This window comes from Acinetobacter sp. SFD, assembly GCF_001647575.1.
GTDB classification, from domain to species: domain Bacteria; phylum Pseudomonadota; class Gammaproteobacteria; order Pseudomonadales; family Moraxellaceae; genus Acinetobacter; species Acinetobacter pecorum.
In genome coordinates, this window is sequence record NZ_LSZJ01000016.1 from 1 (window position 1) to 17,602 (window position 17,602).

The following is a 17,602-nucleotide window of genomic DNA, read 5'->3' on the forward strand; positions in this document are numbered from 1 at the left end:
GCTGATGGTAGTGTGGGATTACCCATGTGAGAGTAAGTCATCGCCAGCTCATTATTCGAAACACCCCCGGTCTAAAGGCCGGGGGTGTTTTTTTATGGTGGGAAATTTATTGGAAGATAAGTAGAAACTCTTATTAAATGTGATTAATAAAAATAAAAATAACGTGAAAAGTATAATTAATTTAAGCTAGCTTTATTTTACTGGCGCTTTATTTAAAACCCTTCCTGCTAAAACTTTAGTCCAAATTTTTTAAAATTACTTAACTTGGTATGTTTTGCAGTAGACAAAGTAAAAATAATCATCCATTTTGTATACAAAAGTGAATGACCATTCATTTTTTCATAGAATAAAAAAGCTCACAATTGGAGGTGAGGAAAAATGACAGCAACAACGGTAAATGTGAATGCTGTAGTGGATGAGGCAAAGTTTAAACCTTTTCATTTAAAGATCGTACTCTGGTGCGTATTTGTCGTGATTTTTGACGGTTATGATTTGGCAATTAACGGTGTTGCTTTACCGCTACTGATGCAAGAATGGAATATGACGGCAGTTCAAGCCGGAATGCTGGCCAGTACTGCTCTGGCAGGCATGATGTTTGGTGCCATGTTTTTCGGTATGCTGGCAGATAAAATTGGACGAAAAAATGTCATTCTGATTTGTGTAACCTTGTTCAGCGGATTTACGTTCTGGGGTGGTTTTGCCTCTAATCCAACTGAATTCGGCATCCTGCGTTTCATTGCGGGTTTAGGTATTGGCGGTGTATTACCCAATCTGGTTGCGCTCACTTCTGAATATGCGCCACAAAAAATGCGTAGTACTCTAGTCACCACCATGTTTAGCGGTTATGCGGTGGGTGGTATTATGGCGGCCTTGCTCGGCGCCTGGTTAACCCCAAGTTTTGGCTGGGAAATCATGTTCTACATTGCCGGAATTCCATTATTAATTATTCCGGTTTTATGGTTCTTTTTACCAGAATCTTTAACTTTTCTGGTGAAAAAACAGCAAAATGACAAGGCCAGTAAAATTGTTCAGCAGATCAGTCCTGAGCAAAATGCTACTGCTCGTACCCAGTTTGTACTGAATGAAGTACACGCACCTGATGCTTCAATTGCTGCCCTGTTCAGACAGGGGAGGAGTATGAGTACTTTATTATTCTGGTGCTGCTTCTTTATGTGTCTGCTGATGGTTTATGCATTGGGTAGCTGGTTACCAAAACTGATGATGGCAGCGGGTTATTCTCTGGGTAACAGTCTGATGTTCCTGATGGCCATGAATATTGGCGCAGTGATTGGAACTATTGGTGGCGGTATTCTGGCTGACCGTTTCCATCTGAAACCGGTCATTATTGGTATGTTCCTGCTAGGTGCAGTTTCACTGGTCGGATTAGGCTTTAACTCTCCACAAGCCGTGATCTATCTACTGGTTGCCGCTGCCGGTGCTTCAGCGATCGGAAGTAGTATTCTGCTCTACAGCTTTGTAGCCCAGTACTATCCACTGTCAATCCGTTCTACAGGTATTGGCTGTGCTTCAGCAGTCGGTCGGGTAGGCGCCATTGTGGGGCCGATTATTATTGGATTCCTGTTGGGTATGGAGTTGCCACACAAGATGAACTTCCTGGCAGTTGCTATTCCAGCCATTATTGGGGCAATTTCAGTCGCTCTGATTGTACGCAAAGATCTGAACGCGGAAAGAAATGCGGAAACCTTACTCTCCAAACAGAAACTGAATTCGGTTAAAACCTAGTCACTTTTTGCCAATCACAATGACTTAAACTTCTATTGGATGACAAAAGCCCCTTCGATAAAAGGGGCTTTTGCATACAGTTCATAAAGAATTGAATAAATCAAAAAATAAATAATTCAAACACCTGTTATAAGTTCAGTTTAATTAAAATTACAATGATTCGAATATTCAGTAGTTTATCTTAATGAAAACGTGATATATCACGCAAAAAAATGATATTGAAATATGCATAGCAGAATATCAATTAGTCTTATTGTGCCTCAAATTCCACTTGCGTATATTGCTAAAACTTGAATATTCACTCGTATATTCAAAAGGATTTTACGGACAAGTACTCATGGGAGATGAGAACGATGACAACGGAAACAGTAGATATAAATTCTGTAGTCGATAATGCGAAATTCACGCCTTTCCACTTCAATGTAGTTGCTTGGTGTTTACTCATTATCCTATTTGATGGCTACGATTTAGCAATTAATGGTGTAGTTTTACCATTATTGATGCAAGACTGGGGCTTAAGTGCAGTGCAGGCAGGAATGCTTGCAAGTACTGCACTGGCTGGCATGATGTTTGGTGCGATGATCTTTGGTTCCCTAGCGGACAAGATTGGTCGTAAGAAAGTGATCATGATCTGTATTGTATTATTTAGTGGTTTAACTTTTGCCGGTGGCTTTGCTTCAAACCCAACCGAATTCGGTATTTTACGTTTTCTTGCCGGCTTAGGTATTGGTGGTGTCATGCCAAACCTGGTGGCATTGACGTCTGAATATGCCCCACAAAAAATGCGTAGTACGCTGGTGACCACCATGTTTAGCGGTTATGCAGTCGGTGGCGTAATGGCTGCGTTATTGGGTTCATGGTTCACGCCAAGTTTTGGTTGGCAAATCATGTTCTTTATCGCGGGTATTCCACTGTTTTTATTGCCAGTGATCTGGAAATTCCTGCCTGAATCACTTGCCTTCATTGTGAAACAGAACAAGCAGACGGAAGCGCGTCGCATCGTACGTCGCCTGGAACCAAACCTGAAAGTCACCGAGAACACGACTTTTACTTTGCCGCAGGAAAATGTGCCTGAAGCCGCTAACGTGGTGAGCTTGTTCCGTCGTGGTCGTGCGGTGAATACCTTACTGTTCTGGGTCGCGTTCTTCACCTGTCTGTTAACCATGTATGCGCTGAGCAGCTGGTTACCGAAGTTGATGATGGCAGCAGGTTACTCGATGGACAACAGTCTGATGTTCATGATGGTCATGAATGTGGGTGCGGTTGTGGGTATTGTCGGTGGCGGTATTCTTGCGGATCGTTTCCACCTGAAACCGGTACTGATGTTCCTCGGTATGATGGGTGCGATTGTGATGAGCTCAATGGGCTTTGCATCTAACCAATTCTTACTTTACATCCTGGTGTTCTTGGCCGGTGCAGCGTCAATTGGTTCACAAATGTTGCTATATAGCTATGTTGCGCAGTTCTACCCACTTGCGGTACGTTCGACAGGTATTGGCTGGTCTTCTGCGATTGGTCGTATGGGTGCGATTGTAGGGCCGATCCTGATTGGTGGCTTACTGGGGATGAACCTGCCTGCTTACTTTAACTTTATGGCAGTTGGTTTACCGGTATTGATTACTGCAATTGCGGTTGCATTGATCATGCATGACGATGAGTCTGAAAAGATTGGTTCAATTGAACCAGCAGTGTCTAAAGCTTAAAGCTAAGTATTAAATAAGAAGCCTCCGAAAGGGGGCTTTTTTATTATTATCATTAAATGATAAATTTTAAAAATATTAAAAAAGTGATAAATAAATGAACTTAAACGAAAGATTTAAAAAATTTGCTGATCTGGAATACGAATCTATTGATGATGCCTATGATATTCAATTTAAAGGACAAAAAGCTGATTATTTCACTTTTGATCGCTCATGGATTCTAGAAGTAAAGTTTTTAGAAACAGACAGGAGCCCCAATATTAATGATTATATAAATAAACAAGTAGATAGATCCTGATTTTCCTAAATTTTATGGAACTGTACATATTGAGGAGTTAATCCAAAAACATAAAAATCCAGATTTTATAAGAAATCAATTATTTAATTATGCTGCGCGTAATTTAAAGGCTATTTGTTCCAAGGCAGATAAACAGATAGCTGAAACAAAAAATGCTTTAAAAAATCCTTTGTGCATTGGAATCTTAGTTGTACTAAATGAAAGAAATGACTTCCATGACCAAAATTTTATATATCAAGAAATAAGTCGTTTACTACATAAAAAAAATCCTGAGGGAGATTTTGAAAGAAAAAATATCCACGCAGTGTGGTATATACACGAATATCAGAATAACAAAAGTAAATATGCAATTTCTGATTTTTTGATAAGACCTACAGATGAGTATGAGTCTATTAGGTCTTTAGCAAATCTCTTACATTTGGATTGGATTAGTTATAATGGATATGCTTTTATACCCTCAGACTTAAAATAAATCTTGAGGTAGATTCTATGCAATTCGACTCATTCTCCCCAATCCCTGAAGATGATGACGAATTACATCTTCCTGAACTGGTGTACTGGGCTTCTTTAGGCGACGTTGAACAGGTCGAACAGGCACTACAGGAAGGTCTGGACGTCAACTCCGCCGATGAAGAAGGCTATAGCGCCTTACAGGCGGCTGCTGAAAATGATCATCTGGAAGTGGTCAAACTCTTGGTTAGCAAAGGCGCAGATATTGCCCATCGTAGTCCAAATACTGCTTTAGAACTGGCCGAAATGGCAGGCAACAAAGAAGTTGTGGCTTATCTGAAAAGTCTGGCTGGTGGTGTCTGAATATAAAAAAGAACCTCAATGCTGAGGTTCTTTTTTATTGGTAGGAGCTTAAGCAGCTTCATCTTCAAGTTCTTTTAAAATGGCTTCATTAAAGGCCGGAATATCATCCGGATTACGTGAAGTAATCAGTACCCAGTCGCCGGTATTGCAACGATGAACTTCTTCATCGACCCATTTCGCGCCAGCATTTTCCAGATCCAGCTTGATACTCTTATATGAAGTCAGATTCTTATCTTTAATTCGATCTGCATCAATTAAGGCCCATGGCCCATGACAGATCGCGGCAATCGGTTTGTGATTGTCGGCAAAATGCTGAATGATTTTCTGCGCATCCTGATTGATTCTTAGAGTATCCGCGTTGACTGTACCGCCTGGAATCACCAACAAATCATAATCATTCAGATCGACATGGTCGAAACTGGTATCCGGCGTATATTGGGTAGCAGCTTTGGTATCACCTTTGACAGTGGCTACATCTTCATTTTTTTCTGCGGCATGAATCACTTCAAAACCTTTGGACTTTAAAAAATTTAAAGGCTCAGTCAGTTCATCATGTTCAACGCCTTGATTGGATGTAATAAAGAGGACCTTTTTTACCATGATTGCTGTTCCCAAAAAATGTGAGGATTTTTAGCTTAACAACAAGCAGATTTTTACAATGTTGGAGTTTTAACTCGGAACTGTTAAGCAATGATAAATAAAGCAATGTATATGAAAAGGAATATGCAGAAAAAAAGCCCCGACATCCTGTCGGGGCTTTTCCGTATCTCGTGATTTAGGTATAACTCCTGTCGTACCTCACGTCCTGGTGTTGCGATGTTATTCTTGTTTTTAGGTCTTCTTGGAGCATCCTGCTCTCTATGTTTATAAGATAATATACATCCCGACAGGCTACTAGCAGCAGATTACGCTTATCAATGTACGCTTTGGCTTACAACAGCGCAGAGAAATTGAGCTGTGTAGACTGAAGCAGTGGCATGTCATTAAAAGTGTACATCCAGACCGATATAAGGACCTTTAAATTCCAGCCGTAAATCTGGTCGTTGATCCTGTTCAAAATCCACCTGCATCATGCGATAACCGACTTTGGCACCGACATCGACCAACAGATTATCAATAAAGTCATATTGCAGTTCGGCCTGTACTTCGGTTTTTTTGCTATCGCTGCCATGCGTGTAAATGGCTTCGGCTTTGGCACTCATACCGGTAAATGGCAGTTTTACGCCAACTGTTGCATAGAGTAGCGGACTGTATTCATCCAGATCATACTGGTTTAGAGCACCTGCATTCAGGTTTCTCACCGTACCGTCCAGATTGTTAAGACCAGCACCAATATCGGCATGTACTACGGTATCGAGTAGTTCGTAATACAGAATATAGTCAATGTTATTCAGCTCGATATCTGCGGCATTGGCAGGCGAGCTTTGTTCGCTGTTACTGTCAAGATTGACATATCTGATTTTCGCATTGGGTAAAAGTGGTAGCGGATGCTCCACAGCAACAGATAGCTGTGCGGTACCTTGCCGATCCAGTTCATGCTTGAAATTGTTGTCTTGACTATAGCCATCAAAATTCCAGTAACTAAGATCAGCTTTTACCCCAATCACATCTGCATGACTGAATGTGCTGAGTCCAAAACCTAATAATAGTGAGGTGAGTATGTTTGCGCGCATGGCTCTATTTCCTTATAGCTTGCTTCAAATCAGGCCGGTCTGTTACTTAAAAACATTTTCTTTATATGTCTGAGCAAGTGCATGATATAGAGAATTTCAAAAATGTATATCCTTGGATGTTGAAGGACGAGAAGATGGTATCTGTAGAAGCAAAACAGCATAAAGATTATGCATTATATGTCGCCGGTCAGGCGGTTCAGACAGGGGAATGGCTGGAGGTTAAACATAAATATAGCCAGAAGCTGTATGCACGTGTCGCCCTGGCAGATGCCAGCACGCTGGAACAGGCAATTCAGTCTGCAACAGATGCTGAAGCCGAGATGGCCGCATTAGAGCCGTTCCAGAAACAGAAAATTCTGCTGCACTGTGTGCGACGTTTCCGCGAAATTCATGAAGAACTGACGGAAATCCTGATTGCAGAGGGCGGTAAACCACGTAAAGCTGCAGAAGCTGAAGTCGAACGCCTGATCAATACCTTTCAGATCGCAGCAGATGCCGTGACCCAGATGGATCAGGGACGCATCCTGCCTTTGGCCGTCACTGCGGCAGCTTCGGGTTATCAGGGAATGGTCAAACAGGTGCCAATTGGTGCGGTATCTCTGATTAGTCCGTTTAATTTTCCCTTGAACCTGACTGCGCATAAAATTGCACCTGCGATTGCCGCCGGGTGTCCTTTTGTACTGAAACCGGCAAGTTTGACTCCAATTTCTGCACTTAAAATAGCCGAGATTCTGGCAGAAACTGAGTTGCCTCATGGTGCATTTTCAGTTTTACCCTGTCCACGAGAACTGGCCGATGTGCTGGTCACGGATGACCGCTTTAAATTACTCAGCTTTACCGGCTCTGATGCAGTGGGCTGGGACATGAAAGCCCGTGCCGGCCGTAAAAAAGTCACACTGGAGCTGGGCGGCAATGCTGCAGTGATGATCGAACCAGATACAGAGATTAATGATGCACTGATTAGCCGTTTGATCGGTGGCGCCTATGGCCATGCCGGACAGGTATGTATCAGTGTACAGCGGATTCTGGTGCATCAGGATATCTATGATGACGTGAAACAGAAAATGGTGGCCAAGCTGAAAACGCTTAAAGCGGATGATCCAAATCTGAGCACGACCTTGGTGGGGCCAATGATCAAGAAAGCCGAGGCCAAACGGCTAGAAACATGGCTGGATAAAGCTGTGAAAAAAGATGCAAAAATTCTGGCAGGCGGCAAACTGGACGAGGTGCTATTCGCTCCGACCTTGCTGGAGAATGTGGATCAGAATCTGGAAATCTATCGGGATGAAGTCTTTGGTCCAGTGGCCATGATTGAACCTTATACCGATTTTGAATCCGGTATTGCCTGTATCAACCGCAGCCGTTTTGGCCTGCAGGCCGGGGTCTATACCCAGAATCTGAACAAGATGCTATATGCCTGGGATCATCTGCATGTCGGTGGTGTCATCATCAATGATATACCGTCTTTCCGGGTGGATAACATGCCCTATGGCGGGGTAAAAGATTCGGGTCTGGGCCGTGAAGGGATTCAGTCCGCCATTCGCGACATGCAGGAAGAGCGCATGCTGGTCATTAAAGCTTAAGTTCAGCATGTTCTTTGCCCAGATCGCAAGCCGGGTGGTTTTTCAATCGGGTGATGGGATCTGGGTCTATTGCATAATCTTAAATTTCAGGCCGGGGCAGGGAAAGACTCTGCTCCATATACTTCGACCAGAAAAAGGGATTCATCCGTAGAGATTTGTAGCGCTTAGACACAGGATATTAAACAGCGATTTATCCTGATGACAGGAAAAGCTTTAAGAACCATAAGTCTGTAGTAAAACTTAATAAAAAATATATTCCAAAAAGTTTGTCAATATATAACCTTAAAAATAAAGTCTTTTCCGTAGAATTATTGAGCAATTAATTCAAACAGATTATAAATAACGAATATTTTGAGCAGAATTTACAGAAAAAATTTACAAAAGTCAGTATTGTTAAATCATCTACAAGGTCAGTTTTTCGATCAGACTTTAAGCAAGCTGTAAGACCTGCTGACCTGTTTGTATATTAGAATTCGACACCCACAAGGTGCCCTCTAATTCAAACACCCAAAATTATTGAAATGCTTCTTTTTTTGCTTGCGCTATAACCATAACAAGCAGCATCTGAAGGAGTTAAAAGTTTAGGTGTTCTATGACAGAAACTCGTGAGAATTGGTCCGCACGCTCAGGATTCATTATTGCAGCGATTGGTTCCGCCGTTGGTTTGGGGAATATCTGGCGTTTCCCTTATGTGGCCTATGAAAATGGTGGCGGGGCATTCCTGATCCCTTATCTGATTGCGATTTTCGCAGCAGGTTTACCTTTACTATTTTTAGATTATGCAGTCGGACACAAGTTCCGCAAAGCGCCGCCTATGGCTTACAAGAAACTCATGAATGCCGAATCCCTGGGGTGGTGGCAGGTCATGGTGACGCTAGTGATCGGGATTTACTATGCCAGCGTATTGTCCTGGGCCGGCAGTTATATGTTCTATTCCTTTGGACAGCAATGGGGTACAGATACCCAGGCCTTTTTCTTCAACTCCTACCTGCAAAATGGTGAAGGCCTGACCTTAGGTTTTGTGCCTACACTGTTCTTTGGTCTGGTGGTGGTCTGGGCTGCGGTCATGTTGATTCTTTACGGCGGGGTACGCCGTGGAGTAGAGCTGGCCAATAAAATCTTTATGCCATTGCTGGTGGTTTTATTTTCCATTCTGGTGATTCAGGCAGTGCGCTTACCGGGTGCAGTTGATGGCTTAAATGCTTTCTTTACCCCGAACTGGGAAGCCATGACCAACTATAAAGTCTGGCTGGCCGCTTTTGGTCATATCTTCTTCTCACTGTCGGTGGGCTTCGGGATTATGTTGACCTATGCCTCTTATTTGAAACGCAAAACCAACCTGACCGGTTCGGGAATCGTGGTGGCACTGGCCAATTCGTCTTTTGAAATTCTGGCGGGTATTGGGGTATTTGCAGCGCTTGGTTTTATGGCGTTCAGTTCAGGTGCTAAAGTTGAAGATGTAGTGTCTGGCGGTATTGGTCTGGCCTTTATTGCATTCCCGAAAATTATTTCCAGTTTAGGGACAGGTGGTGACCTGTTTGGCTTCCTGTTCTTCGCGTCATTGACGGTTGCCGGTATTACCTCGATGGTGAGTATCCTGCAAGTTCCGATTGCTGCGTTTCAGGACAAACTGGGCTGGTCGAAGAACAAGTCAGTCACAATCATTGCGGGTGGTTCGGCGGTCATTTCTACCCTGATGTTCTCGACGCATAGTGCCGTTACCTTTGTCGATATCATTGATTATTTTGCCAATAATATTGGTATTGTCGGTGGTGGACTGGTATCGATTATTCTGTTGTCGTGGTTCCGCCGTCCATTGATGAAACAGCTGGAAGACCATGTTAACCAGTTTGCCAGCGTGAAGCTGGGACGCAGCTGGAATTTCATGCTGACCTTCGTCACCCCTTTGTCGTTATTACTGGCACTCGGCCTGACTCTGAAATCGATTATGACCGAAGGTTATGGTGATTATCCTGCCAGTACCTTGTGGCTGGTTGGCGGAGGCGTCATGGCATTCTTTATCCTGGGTGCCATTCTGTTAAGTCTAGTCAAAGACCGTCGTAGTTAGGAGAATAAATATGAATACATCTGCACTGATCATGATGATTTTCTCCATCGTTCTATTATGGGGAGGGCTGGTACTGGCGGTTATTCATTTGGCAAAAAATCCGGAAGAACCAGAAGACTAAAAATCTTGACATAAACCTACATTTACAAGCAACGGAAGTCATTATCATCTTTGATGATAATGACTTTTTTAATGGCTGATGCTTTGACATGATTTCCGTTTCAGATGGACAAGTCTATACAGCTTTTGCCGTGACTTTTTTGGCCGGTCTGGCTACCGTAGTGGGGGGTGGACTGGTACTGTTCTTAAAAAAACCCAATTTCCGCCTGCTTGCTTTTGGTCTGGCCTTTGCTGCCGGTGCCATGGTCTATGTTTCTTTAACCGAAATTCTGAATAAGTCGATTGCGTCCTTCACTGTGGATTTTGGTGAAAAAACCGGTTTCGCCTTTGGCACTTTTGCTTTTTTACTGGGCGTGGTGCTGGTGTTATTGCTGGACCGCTTTGTCCCGAATCCGCATGACACTATTGAAACCCAGTCTGCCAAGGGAGTCAGTTCACAACAGTTACTGCGTACTGGCATGCTGACCCTGTTTGCGATTAGTGCCCATAACTTGCCGGAAGGACTGGCAACATTTTTTGCCACCCTGGAAAGTCCTGCTCTGGGTGCACCTCTGGCGGTCGCGATTGCGATTCATAACATACCAGAAGGCGTGGCGATTGCCTTGCCGGTCTATATGGCCACCGGCCGTAAAGATTATGCCCTCTGGGCCAGTTTGGTTTCGGGAATGGCCGAGCCTCTGGGTGCAGCCTTGGGGTATTTTATTCTGGCGCCTTATATGAATGAAACGGTCTATGGCCTGATCTTTGGCGTGATTGGCGGTGTGATGGTTTATCTGGCGCTGGATGAATTATTGCCGACGGCAAAACGCTATTCTGAAGGGCATGAAACAGTCTATGGCTTGGTGAGCGGCATGGCTGCTCTGGCTACTAGTCTGGTAATTTTTAAATTTATTCAATAAGCCTCATATTCCTGAATCACGCGCCATAAAAAAGGCAGCTTAGGCTGCCTTTCATTTTAAACACATGACTTATGCAGTTTTTTCTATACGGCAATAGAAGAAGCCGTCGCCTTGATCTGCTTTCGGCAACAACTGACGACCATGAATCTGTTCGATACCCCAATCGGCTTCGATCTTGATTTCTTTGGCATCGGCATGGGTATTAAAAAACTCGACCATCTGCTGTTCGTTTTCGGCTTTCAGAATTGAACAGGTGATGTACAGCAAAGTACCACCGACTTTCAGTTGCTGCCACATATTTTCCAGAATCTGCTTTTGCAGCTGTACCGTTTGCGGAATATCTGTGGAATGACGCAGTAAACGGATGTCTGGATGACGACGGATCACACCAATTGCAGAACACGGTGCATCCAGTACGATACAGTCGACCGGCTCCGGAGCTGTCCAGGTGATCGCATCAGCCGCAATAATTTCAACGTCAGCATATTCAGTTAACAATAGACGTTCCAGATTTTCTGCCACACGGACTAAACGTTTGGCGTCCTGATCAATGGCATAGAGCTTTTTCGGGCTATATTTTTCCAGAATATGAGCAGTCTTACCACCTGGAGCAGCACAGGCATCGACCACGACTTTGTTTTCAAGGTCAGGAAGCAAGGTTGCGCAAAGCTGGGCATGTTCGTCCTGAACCGAGAAACCACCGGCTTCGTAGCCTGGCAGGTTCGGAATATGCACATTCTGTTCCAGAACGATACCAACTTCGGAAAGAGTACAGGCACGTGCCTCGTAGCCTTCTTCTTCCAGAATTTCCAGATATTCATCACGGCTGACCTGATTGACATTGACACGCAAGGTGAGCGGTGCAATCTGTTTCAAGTCATGTGACAGCTCGGTAAGCTGTTCCGGCCAGTCTTTCTTTAAACGCTTGTAGAGCCAGCTTGGCAGGCCATGCGCCTGATTTAAAGCCAGGTCAAATTCTTCTGTTTCACGTGAAACACGACGCAGTACCGCATTGACCAGACCGCTTAAAGGTTCAAAGCCAAGCTGTTTGGCAGCAGTTACGGTTTCTGAAATCGCAGCATGTGCCGGAATACGGGTACATAGAATCTGGTACAAACCCAAATATAAGCAGCTCTCTAGAGCCTGGTTATCGAGAGGTTTAGTTAACAGCGGCAGGGTGATGGCTTTCAGGCCATGCCACTGACGTAAACAGCCTAGAGTTAACTCGTGATAAAGACCACGATCACGCTCAGACACGATGTTGATATGTTGATTAAGTACAGAAGCAAGTGATTGACCATTTTGTACAGCCAATAGCGTTTTTACAACTTGCGCGCGCAAATTCAAGTTTTTAGCTGATGATTGAATTTGGCTCATGCGAATTTATATCCTACCGACAGTTTTTGAGTTTGGTTAATTTGAATAGCATTCAGGGCTTTGCCACCTGGCCATTGCAGATTGGTGATACAGATGGCATTTTGGTCGCCACACATTACATGCACGCCGTCTTTATCTAGGGCAATCACTTCACCAGGCAGGGCATTGCTTGCCTTTTGCATGGAAAGCGAGGAATTCCAGATGCGTAAATTGCTGCTGTCATCCAGCGGAGTAAATGCCACCGGCCAAGGATTAAAAGCACGAATATTACGATCAATGGCTGCTGCAGGCTGGGTCCAGTCAATTTGTGCTTCGGCTTTTGACAGTTTATGCGCGTAAACCGTCAGGCTTTCATCCTGGACTTCGCGAGTCTCAAGATAGTGCTGTAAGGTCTGTTCCGATTCAAGCACGGCCACAATCGCCTCTGCACCTTGCAGTGCCAGTTTGTCATGCAGGCTGGCAGAAGTATCTTCGGCAGTAATCGGACATCGTGTTTTATACATCATATCCCCGGTATCCAGACCGGCCGCCATTTTCATAATGGTCACACCCGTTTCGGTATCGCCGGTAGCAATCGCGCGCTGAATCGGGGCTGCACCGCGCCAGCGTGGCAACAGCGAACCGTGTATATTCAGGCAACCATATTTTGGCGTATCCAGAACCACTTGTGGCAGGATCAGGCCATAAGCCGCCACCACCATCACATCTGCATTTAAAGCTTTGAGTTCCGCTTGTGCCGCCAGACCTTCTTCAGTCGATGACTTGAAATGTAAAGGCTGATAGACCGGAATATGGTGTTCAAGCGCCAACTGCTTCACTGCAGAGGCCGTAAGTTTTTGTCCACGTCCAGCCTTGCGGTCAGGTTGGGTATAAACCGCCACAATTTCATGATTGGTTTTGAGCAGCGCAGCCAATGCAGTCGCTGCAAATTCTGGTGTGCCTGCAAATATGATCTTCACACATGAAATTCCAAATAAACTTAAAGCGTATTATAAGCCAAAAGCCAAATTTCAGCCTAATCCTTACCAAAACTTATCGGATAGGGCCTGTGAGTGCTTGAATTTCAGTGGAATTTTTATATAAAAAAAACTCATGCAAATTGTAAAAATTATTCATGAAAGTTTTGTATTGTCGCAAGGGTGATGGCGTTATAGTAGATTTCATCCAGAAATTTTTATCGTCAGATCGCCAAAACCTCTCTATAGACATTTTTGCCTGCATCTACATCCAAAAGGCCATCTAGTAAAACAAGGGCTTGTAGTATGATAGGTTTAAAATTCAACTGATTTAAGCTCCTTGTCAGTATGATTTAGCCAGAGTGGATCTGTCCGATTCATTGCAAGCTCAAACTTTGTTGGAAGTATAAAATGCCTGACTATCGTTCAAAAACATCGACACACGGAAGAAATATGGCTGGCGCACGCGGTTTATGGCGTGCCACCGGTATGAAGGATGAAGATTTCGGTAAACCGATTATTGCGGTAGTGAACTCCTTTACCCAGTTTGTACCGGGTCATGTACATCTCAAAGACCTGGGTCAGCTGGTGGCACGTCAAATTGAAGCGTCAGGCGGTGTAGCAAAAGAATTCAATACCATTGCGGTAGATGATGGAATCGCAATGGGGCATGACGGCATGCTGTATTCACTGCCTTCACGGGATCTGATTGCAGACTCGGTTGAGTACATGGTCAATGCACATTGTGCCGATGCCATGGTGTGTATTTCGAACTGTGACAAGATCACCCCGGGAATGTTGATGGCCGCGATGCGCCTGAACATTCCAGTGGTATTTGTCTCTGGCGGTCCGATGGAAGCGGGTAAAGTCAAAATCCGTGGTAATGATAAGGCGATTGACCTGATTGATGCGATGATTGTAGCTGCAGACGACAGCTATACCGATGAAGAAGTCGCAGAGTATGAACGTTCTGCATGCCCAACTTGCGGTTCATGTTCAGGCATGTTTACTGCCAATTCCATGAACTGCCTGACTGAAGCCTTGGGTCTGTCACTTCCAGGTAACGGTTCAACTCTGGCGACGCATGCCAACCGTAAAAAACTGTTCGAACGTGCGGGTCAACTGATTGTTGAAATTACCAAACGTCATTATGAACAGGACGATTACAGCTTACTGCCACGTTCAATTGCCACCAAAGCATCCTATGAAAATGCCATGACCCTGGATATTGCCATGGGTGGTTCAACCAATACCGTATTGCACCTGCTGGCTGCAGCGAATGAAGCTGGTGTGGACTTCACTATGGATGATATCGATCGTCTATCTCGTAAAGTGCCTGTACTGTGTAAAGTGGCACCGGCGAAGCAGGACGTGCATATGGAAGACGTACACCGTGCTGGCGGGATCATGTCAATTCTGGGTGAGCTGGACCGTGCAGGTCTGCTGGATACGTCTGTACCCACCGTTCATGAAGCAACGCTGAAAGATGCCTTGGATAAATGGGACATCATTCGTACTGATGATGAAGAAGTGTATCAATTCTTCAAATCAGCTCCAGGCGGTGTACCAACACAAACTGCATTCTCACAAGACCGTTATTATTCACGTCTAGATGGTGACCGTGAAAATGGGGTGATCCGTAATGCAGAACATGCTTTCTCTCAGGACGGTGGTCTGGCTGTACTCTACGGTAACATCGCGCTCGATGGCTGTATTGTAAAAACTGCGGGTGTAGATGATTCGATCCTGAAATTCAACGGTACTGCACGTGTTTTTGAAAGTCAGGATGCTGCGGTAGACGCGATTCTGGGTGGCAAGATTACTGCAGGTGATGTGGTGGTGATTCGCTATGAAGGTCCACGCGGTGGGCCGGGCATGCAGGAAATGCTATATCCAACCAGCTACCTGAAATCGAAAGGTTTAGGTAAGGAATGCGCACTGTTAACTGATGGCCGTTTCTCTGGCGGCTCGTCAGGTCTGTCGATTGGACATGTATCGCCAGAAGCAGCTGAAGGGGGTGCGATTGGTCTGGTTGAAGATGGTGACCGTATTGAAATCGATATTCCAAACCGTACTATTCACCTGGCTGTTGAAGACGCTGTCATGGCAGAGCGCCGTGTAGCGCAGGACGCTAAGGGCTGGCACCCGGTAGAGGAGCGCCCACGCAAAATTTCGAAAGCCCTGAAAGCATATGCCATGCATACCACCAGTGCGGCAAAAGGTGCGGTACGTGAAATCTAAGCTGTAAATTTTTATAGCGCAAGAAAGCACTCCAGACGGGGTGCTTTTTTTATACAAGAAACTATGTTTAGACTTGCCAAATTTTGCCCAGTGGAGTGCGACAGGAAGTCGCACGTTTGCCCGTATGGTAGCGGAACAGCGACATCCATGTCGCTTGGTCATGTGATTCAAATTTTTAAGGATTCATCAAAATGTTTTTCTGTAGGCGAATTTCTTTTACATACTGAATGCTTTCTATACAATGACCTTAAAATAAATTGTCCAAGACCGACGCTTAAAATTGGTCATCGCCCAGGAAGAAAATAATGAGTAAAGATAATATCCGCGAGCATTCAGCCCCCGTTTATGAAGGCATTGAAAATGCACCGGCGCGATCCATGATGCGTGCTACCGGTTTTAAAGATGCTGATTTTGATCGGCCATTCATTGGGATTGCCTCAACCTGGGCCAATGTCACACCATGTAATATGCATATTGATGGTTTGGCCAGAACTGTCGAGCAGGGCGTGAGTGCTGCGGGCGGCAAGGGTATTATCTTCAATACCATTACCATTTCTGACGGGATTTCCAACGGTACGGAAGGGATGAAATATTCATTGGTATCGCGTGAAATTATTGCCGATTCGATTGAAACTGTGGTTGGCTGTCAGGCCTATGATGGGGTTATTGCGATTGGCGGCTGTGATAAAAACATGCCGGGCTGCATTATGGGACTGGCTCGTCTAAACCGCCCCGGTCTGTTTATTTATGGCGGTACCATCAAACCCGGTGAAGGTCATACTGACATGATTTCGGTATTTGAAGCGGTAGGTCAGTATGCCAAAGGTGAAATTAACGCGATTCAGGTCAAGCATATTGAAGAAGTATCCTTGCCGGGTCCGGGCTCCTGTGGCGGCATGTATACGGCCAACTCGATGGCCTCTGCAATTGAAGCACTTGGCATGAGCCTGCCGGGTTCCTCCGCGCAGGAAGCAGTTTCGGAAGACAAGCAAATCGACTGTGCCCGTGCCGGTGAAGCAGTCATGAATCTGTTGCGCCTGGATATCAAGCCACGTGACATCATGACCAAGGCTGCTTTCGAAAATTCAATCAAGGTCTTGATTGCACTGGGTGGTTCGACCAACGGGGTACTACATCTTTTGGCCATGGCGCATACCGCAGGGGTGGAACTGAGCCTGGATGATTTCGTGCGGATTGGCAAAGATATTCCGGTGGTGGCCGATGTACGTCCATCAGGTAAATATTTAATGTCAGAACTGATCGCTATAGGCGGGATTCAACCACTGATGAAGCGCATGCTGGATGCCGGCATGCTGGATGGGTCCTGTTTAACGGTCACAGGTAAGACGCTGGCAGAAAACTTGGCCGATGTAAAAGATTATCCGCAAGGTCAGCAGATCATTTTACCTTTTGACAAGCCGGTAAAAAAAGACTCACATCTGGTGATTCTCAAAGGTAACCTGTCACCAAAAGGCGCCGTGGCGAAAATTACCGGGAAGGAAGGCTTGCACTTCAAAGGACCGGCACGCGTCTTTGAAGGTGAGCAGGGTGCGATGCGTGGCATTCTGGATGGCGAAGTCCAGCCGGGTGAAGTAGTGGTGATTCGTGGCGTCGGCCCTAAAGGCGGGCCAGGTATGCCAGAAATGCTGAAACCGACTTCTGCGATTATTGGTAAAGGTCTGGGCGATTCAGTGGCATTAATTACCGACGGACGTTTCTCTGGCGGCAGTCACGGTTTTGTGATTGGTCATGTGACGCCAGAAGCCTATGAAGGTGGCCCGATTGGGCTGGTGCAAAATGGCGATGAAATTTCGATTAATGCCGAAACCCGGGAAATGACCTGGCATGTGGATGAACAGGAGATTGCAGCACGTCAAGCGATCTGGACCAAACCTCAGCCAAACTATACTCATGGTGCGCTGGCCAAATTTGCCAAACTGACCTCAGGTGCAGAAACGGGAGCAGTCACTGACCTGAATATTGATCTCTAATCTATTGTTAAACATTGAACATTTGCTTATGACTTGATATAAGTTTTTACACCATGCAGAGCTTTGGTTCTGCAATTTTAAAAATAGATTATTCTGTGTAGCTGCTACTGTATGGCGCTGTGCACAGTCACTCTTGTCGA

Annotated in this window: 14 protein-coding genes; 10 read left to right on the forward strand and 4 right to left on the reverse strand. The window is 45.0% G+C overall.

Annotated features, from left to right (window positions below; all coding sequences use genetic code 11):
- Nucleotides 1-378: 378 nt before the first annotated feature.
- The 4 genes from AY605_RS13225 (at nucleotide 379) to AY605_RS13240 (ending at nucleotide 4,554) form a co-directional block, all read left to right on the forward strand.
- Entirely contained in the window at nucleotides 379-1,743 is a 1,365-nt protein-coding gene (locus tag AY605_RS13225) for an MFS transporter (protein ID WP_064096848.1), read from the forward strand.
- A 353-nt stretch (nucleotides 1,744-2,096) separates the two neighbouring features.
- Nucleotides 2,097-3,446, forward strand: a complete 1,350-nt coding sequence (locus AY605_RS13230; RefSeq protein WP_064096849.1) for an aromatic acid/H+ symport family MFS transporter — start codon at nucleotides 2,097-2,099, stop codon at nucleotides 3,444-3,446.
- A 94-nt stretch (nucleotides 3,447-3,540) separates the two neighbouring features.
- Nucleotides 3,541-3,741, forward strand: coding sequence for a hypothetical protein (locus AY605_RS13235; RefSeq protein ID WP_064096850.1), 201 nt, complete (start codon nucleotides 3,541-3,543; stop codon nucleotides 3,739-3,741).
- A gap of 489 nt (nucleotides 3,742-4,230) precedes the next feature.
- A complete protein-coding gene (locus AY605_RS13240) occupies nucleotides 4,231-4,554 on the forward strand; it encodes an ankyrin repeat domain-containing protein (protein WP_064096851.1) in 324 nt (107 codons plus the stop codon).
- Nucleotides 4,555-4,602: 48 nt separating this feature from the next.
- On the opposite strand, the gene AY605_RS13245 is transcribed toward AY605_RS13240, so the two are convergent.
- The gene (locus AY605_RS13245; protein ID WP_064096852.1) at nucleotides 4,603-5,154 is read right to left on the reverse strand and encodes a type 1 glutamine amidotransferase domain-containing protein; all 552 of its coding nucleotides are present in this window, start codon (nucleotides 5,152-5,154) and stop codon (nucleotides 4,603-4,605) included.
- Nucleotides 5,155-5,537: 383 nt separating this feature from the next.
- On the reverse strand, nucleotides 5,538-6,227 hold the full coding sequence (locus AY605_RS13250; protein ID WP_064096853.1) for a TIGR04219 family outer membrane beta-barrel protein: 690 nt from the start codon (nucleotides 6,225-6,227) through the stop codon (nucleotides 5,538-5,540).
- Nucleotides 6,228-6,361: 134 nt separating this feature from the next.
- Between AY605_RS13250 and AY605_RS13255 the strand changes: the two genes are divergently transcribed.
- From AY605_RS13255 to zupT, 4 genes are all read left to right on the forward strand, one after another.
- On the forward strand, nucleotides 6,362-7,810 hold the full coding sequence (locus AY605_RS13255) for an aldehyde dehydrogenase family protein (protein WP_064096854.1): 1,449 nt from the start codon (nucleotides 6,362-6,364) through the stop codon (nucleotides 7,808-7,810).
- Nucleotides 7,811-8,402: 592 nt separating this feature from the next.
- Nucleotides 8,403-9,878: a sodium-dependent transporter gene (locus tag AY605_RS13260; protein ID WP_064096855.1), complete on the forward strand. Its 1,476-nt coding sequence runs from the start codon at nucleotides 8,403-8,405 to the stop codon at nucleotides 9,876-9,878.
- A gap of 10 nt (nucleotides 9,879-9,888) precedes the next feature.
- Nucleotides 9,889-9,999 carry a methionine/alanine import family NSS transporter small subunit gene (locus AY605_RS14970; protein WP_081406379.1) on the forward strand — a complete coding sequence of 37 codons (111 nt, stop codon included), beginning with the start codon at nucleotides 9,889-9,891 and terminating at the stop codon, nucleotides 9,997-9,999.
- An 88-nt stretch (nucleotides 10,000-10,087) separates the two neighbouring features.
- The gene (gene zupT / locus AY605_RS13265; RefSeq protein WP_064096856.1) at nucleotides 10,088-10,897 is read left to right on the forward strand and encodes a zinc transporter ZupT; all 810 of its coding nucleotides are present in this window, start codon (nucleotides 10,088-10,090) and stop codon (nucleotides 10,895-10,897) included.
- Between the two features lie 69 nt (nucleotides 10,898-10,966).
- Here the strand turns inward: zupT and rsmB are convergent, their stop codons facing one another.
- Both rsmB and fmt read right to left on the reverse strand, forming a co-directional pair.
- Complete coding sequence (rsmB, locus tag AY605_RS13270) at nucleotides 10,967-12,274, reverse strand: 16S rRNA (cytosine(967)-C(5))-methyltransferase RsmB (protein WP_064096857.1); 1,308 nt, start codon at nucleotides 12,272-12,274, stop codon at nucleotides 10,967-10,969.
- Nucleotides 12,271-13,233: a methionyl-tRNA formyltransferase gene (gene fmt, locus AY605_RS13275; RefSeq protein WP_064096858.1), complete on the reverse strand. Its 963-nt coding sequence runs from the start codon at nucleotides 13,231-13,233 to the stop codon at nucleotides 12,271-12,273. Before fmt ends, rsmB begins: the two co-directional genes overlap by 4 nt.
- A 408-nt stretch (nucleotides 13,234-13,641) precedes the next feature.
- Here fmt and ilvD (AY605_RS13280) point away from each other — a divergent pair, with 408 nt between their 5' ends.
- A complete protein-coding gene (ilvD, locus tag AY605_RS13280) occupies nucleotides 13,642-15,471 on the forward strand; it encodes a dihydroxy-acid dehydratase (protein ID WP_081406380.1) in 1,830 nt (609 codons plus the stop codon).
- Between the two features lie 305 nt (nucleotides 15,472-15,776).
- Nucleotides 15,777-17,462 carry a dihydroxy-acid dehydratase gene (gene ilvD / locus AY605_RS13285; RefSeq protein ID WP_064096860.1) on the forward strand — a complete coding sequence of 562 codons (1,686 nt, stop codon included), beginning with the start codon at nucleotides 15,777-15,779 and terminating at the stop codon, nucleotides 17,460-17,462.
- Nucleotides 17,463-17,602 lie beyond the last annotated feature (140 nt).

Excerpts from the sequence above, each read along its gene's own strand:
- zupT (WP_064096856.1), top strand. The coding sequence starts at position 10,088 with ATGATTTCCGTTTCAGATGGACAAGTCTATACAGCTTTTGCCGTGACT.
- AY605_RS14970 (WP_081406379.1), top strand. The coding sequence starts at position 9,889 with ATGAATACATCTGCACTGATCATGATGATTTTCTCCATCGTTCTATTA.
- AY605_RS13230 (WP_064096849.1), top strand. The coding sequence starts at position 2,097 with ATGACAACGGAAACAGTAGATATAAATTCTGTAGTCGATAATGCGAAA.
- AY605_RS13250 (WP_064096853.1), bottom strand. The coding sequence starts at position 6,227 with ATGCGCGCAAACATACTCACCTCACTATTATTAGGTTTTGGACTCAGC.
- AY605_RS13255 (WP_064096854.1), top strand. The coding sequence starts at position 6,362 with ATGGTATCTGTAGAAGCAAAACAGCATAAAGATTATGCATTATATGTC.
- AY605_RS13235 (WP_064096850.1), top strand. The coding sequence starts at position 3,541 with ATGAACTTAAACGAAAGATTTAAAAAATTTGCTGATCTGGAATACGAA.
- AY605_RS13225 (WP_064096848.1), top strand. The coding sequence starts at position 379 with ATGACAGCAACAACGGTAAATGTGAATGCTGTAGTGGATGAGGCAAAG.
- AY605_RS13245 (WP_064096852.1), bottom strand. The coding sequence starts at position 5,154 with ATGGTAAAAAAGGTCCTCTTTATTACATCCAATCAAGGCGTTGAACAT.
- rsmB (WP_064096857.1), bottom strand. The coding sequence starts at position 12,274 with ATGAGCCAAATTCAATCATCAGCTAAAAACTTGAATTTGCGCGCGCAA.
- ilvD (WP_081406380.1), top strand. The coding sequence starts at position 13,642 with ATGCCTGACTATCGTTCAAAAACATCGACACACGGAAGAAATATGGCT.
- ilvD (WP_064096860.1), top strand. The coding sequence starts at position 15,777 with ATGAGTAAAGATAATATCCGCGAGCATTCAGCCCCCGTTTATGAAGGC.
- AY605_RS13260 (WP_064096855.1), top strand. The coding sequence starts at position 8,403 with ATGACAGAAACTCGTGAGAATTGGTCCGCACGCTCAGGATTCATTATT.
- AY605_RS13240 (WP_064096851.1), top strand. The coding sequence starts at position 4,231 with ATGCAATTCGACTCATTCTCCCCAATCCCTGAAGATGATGACGAATTA.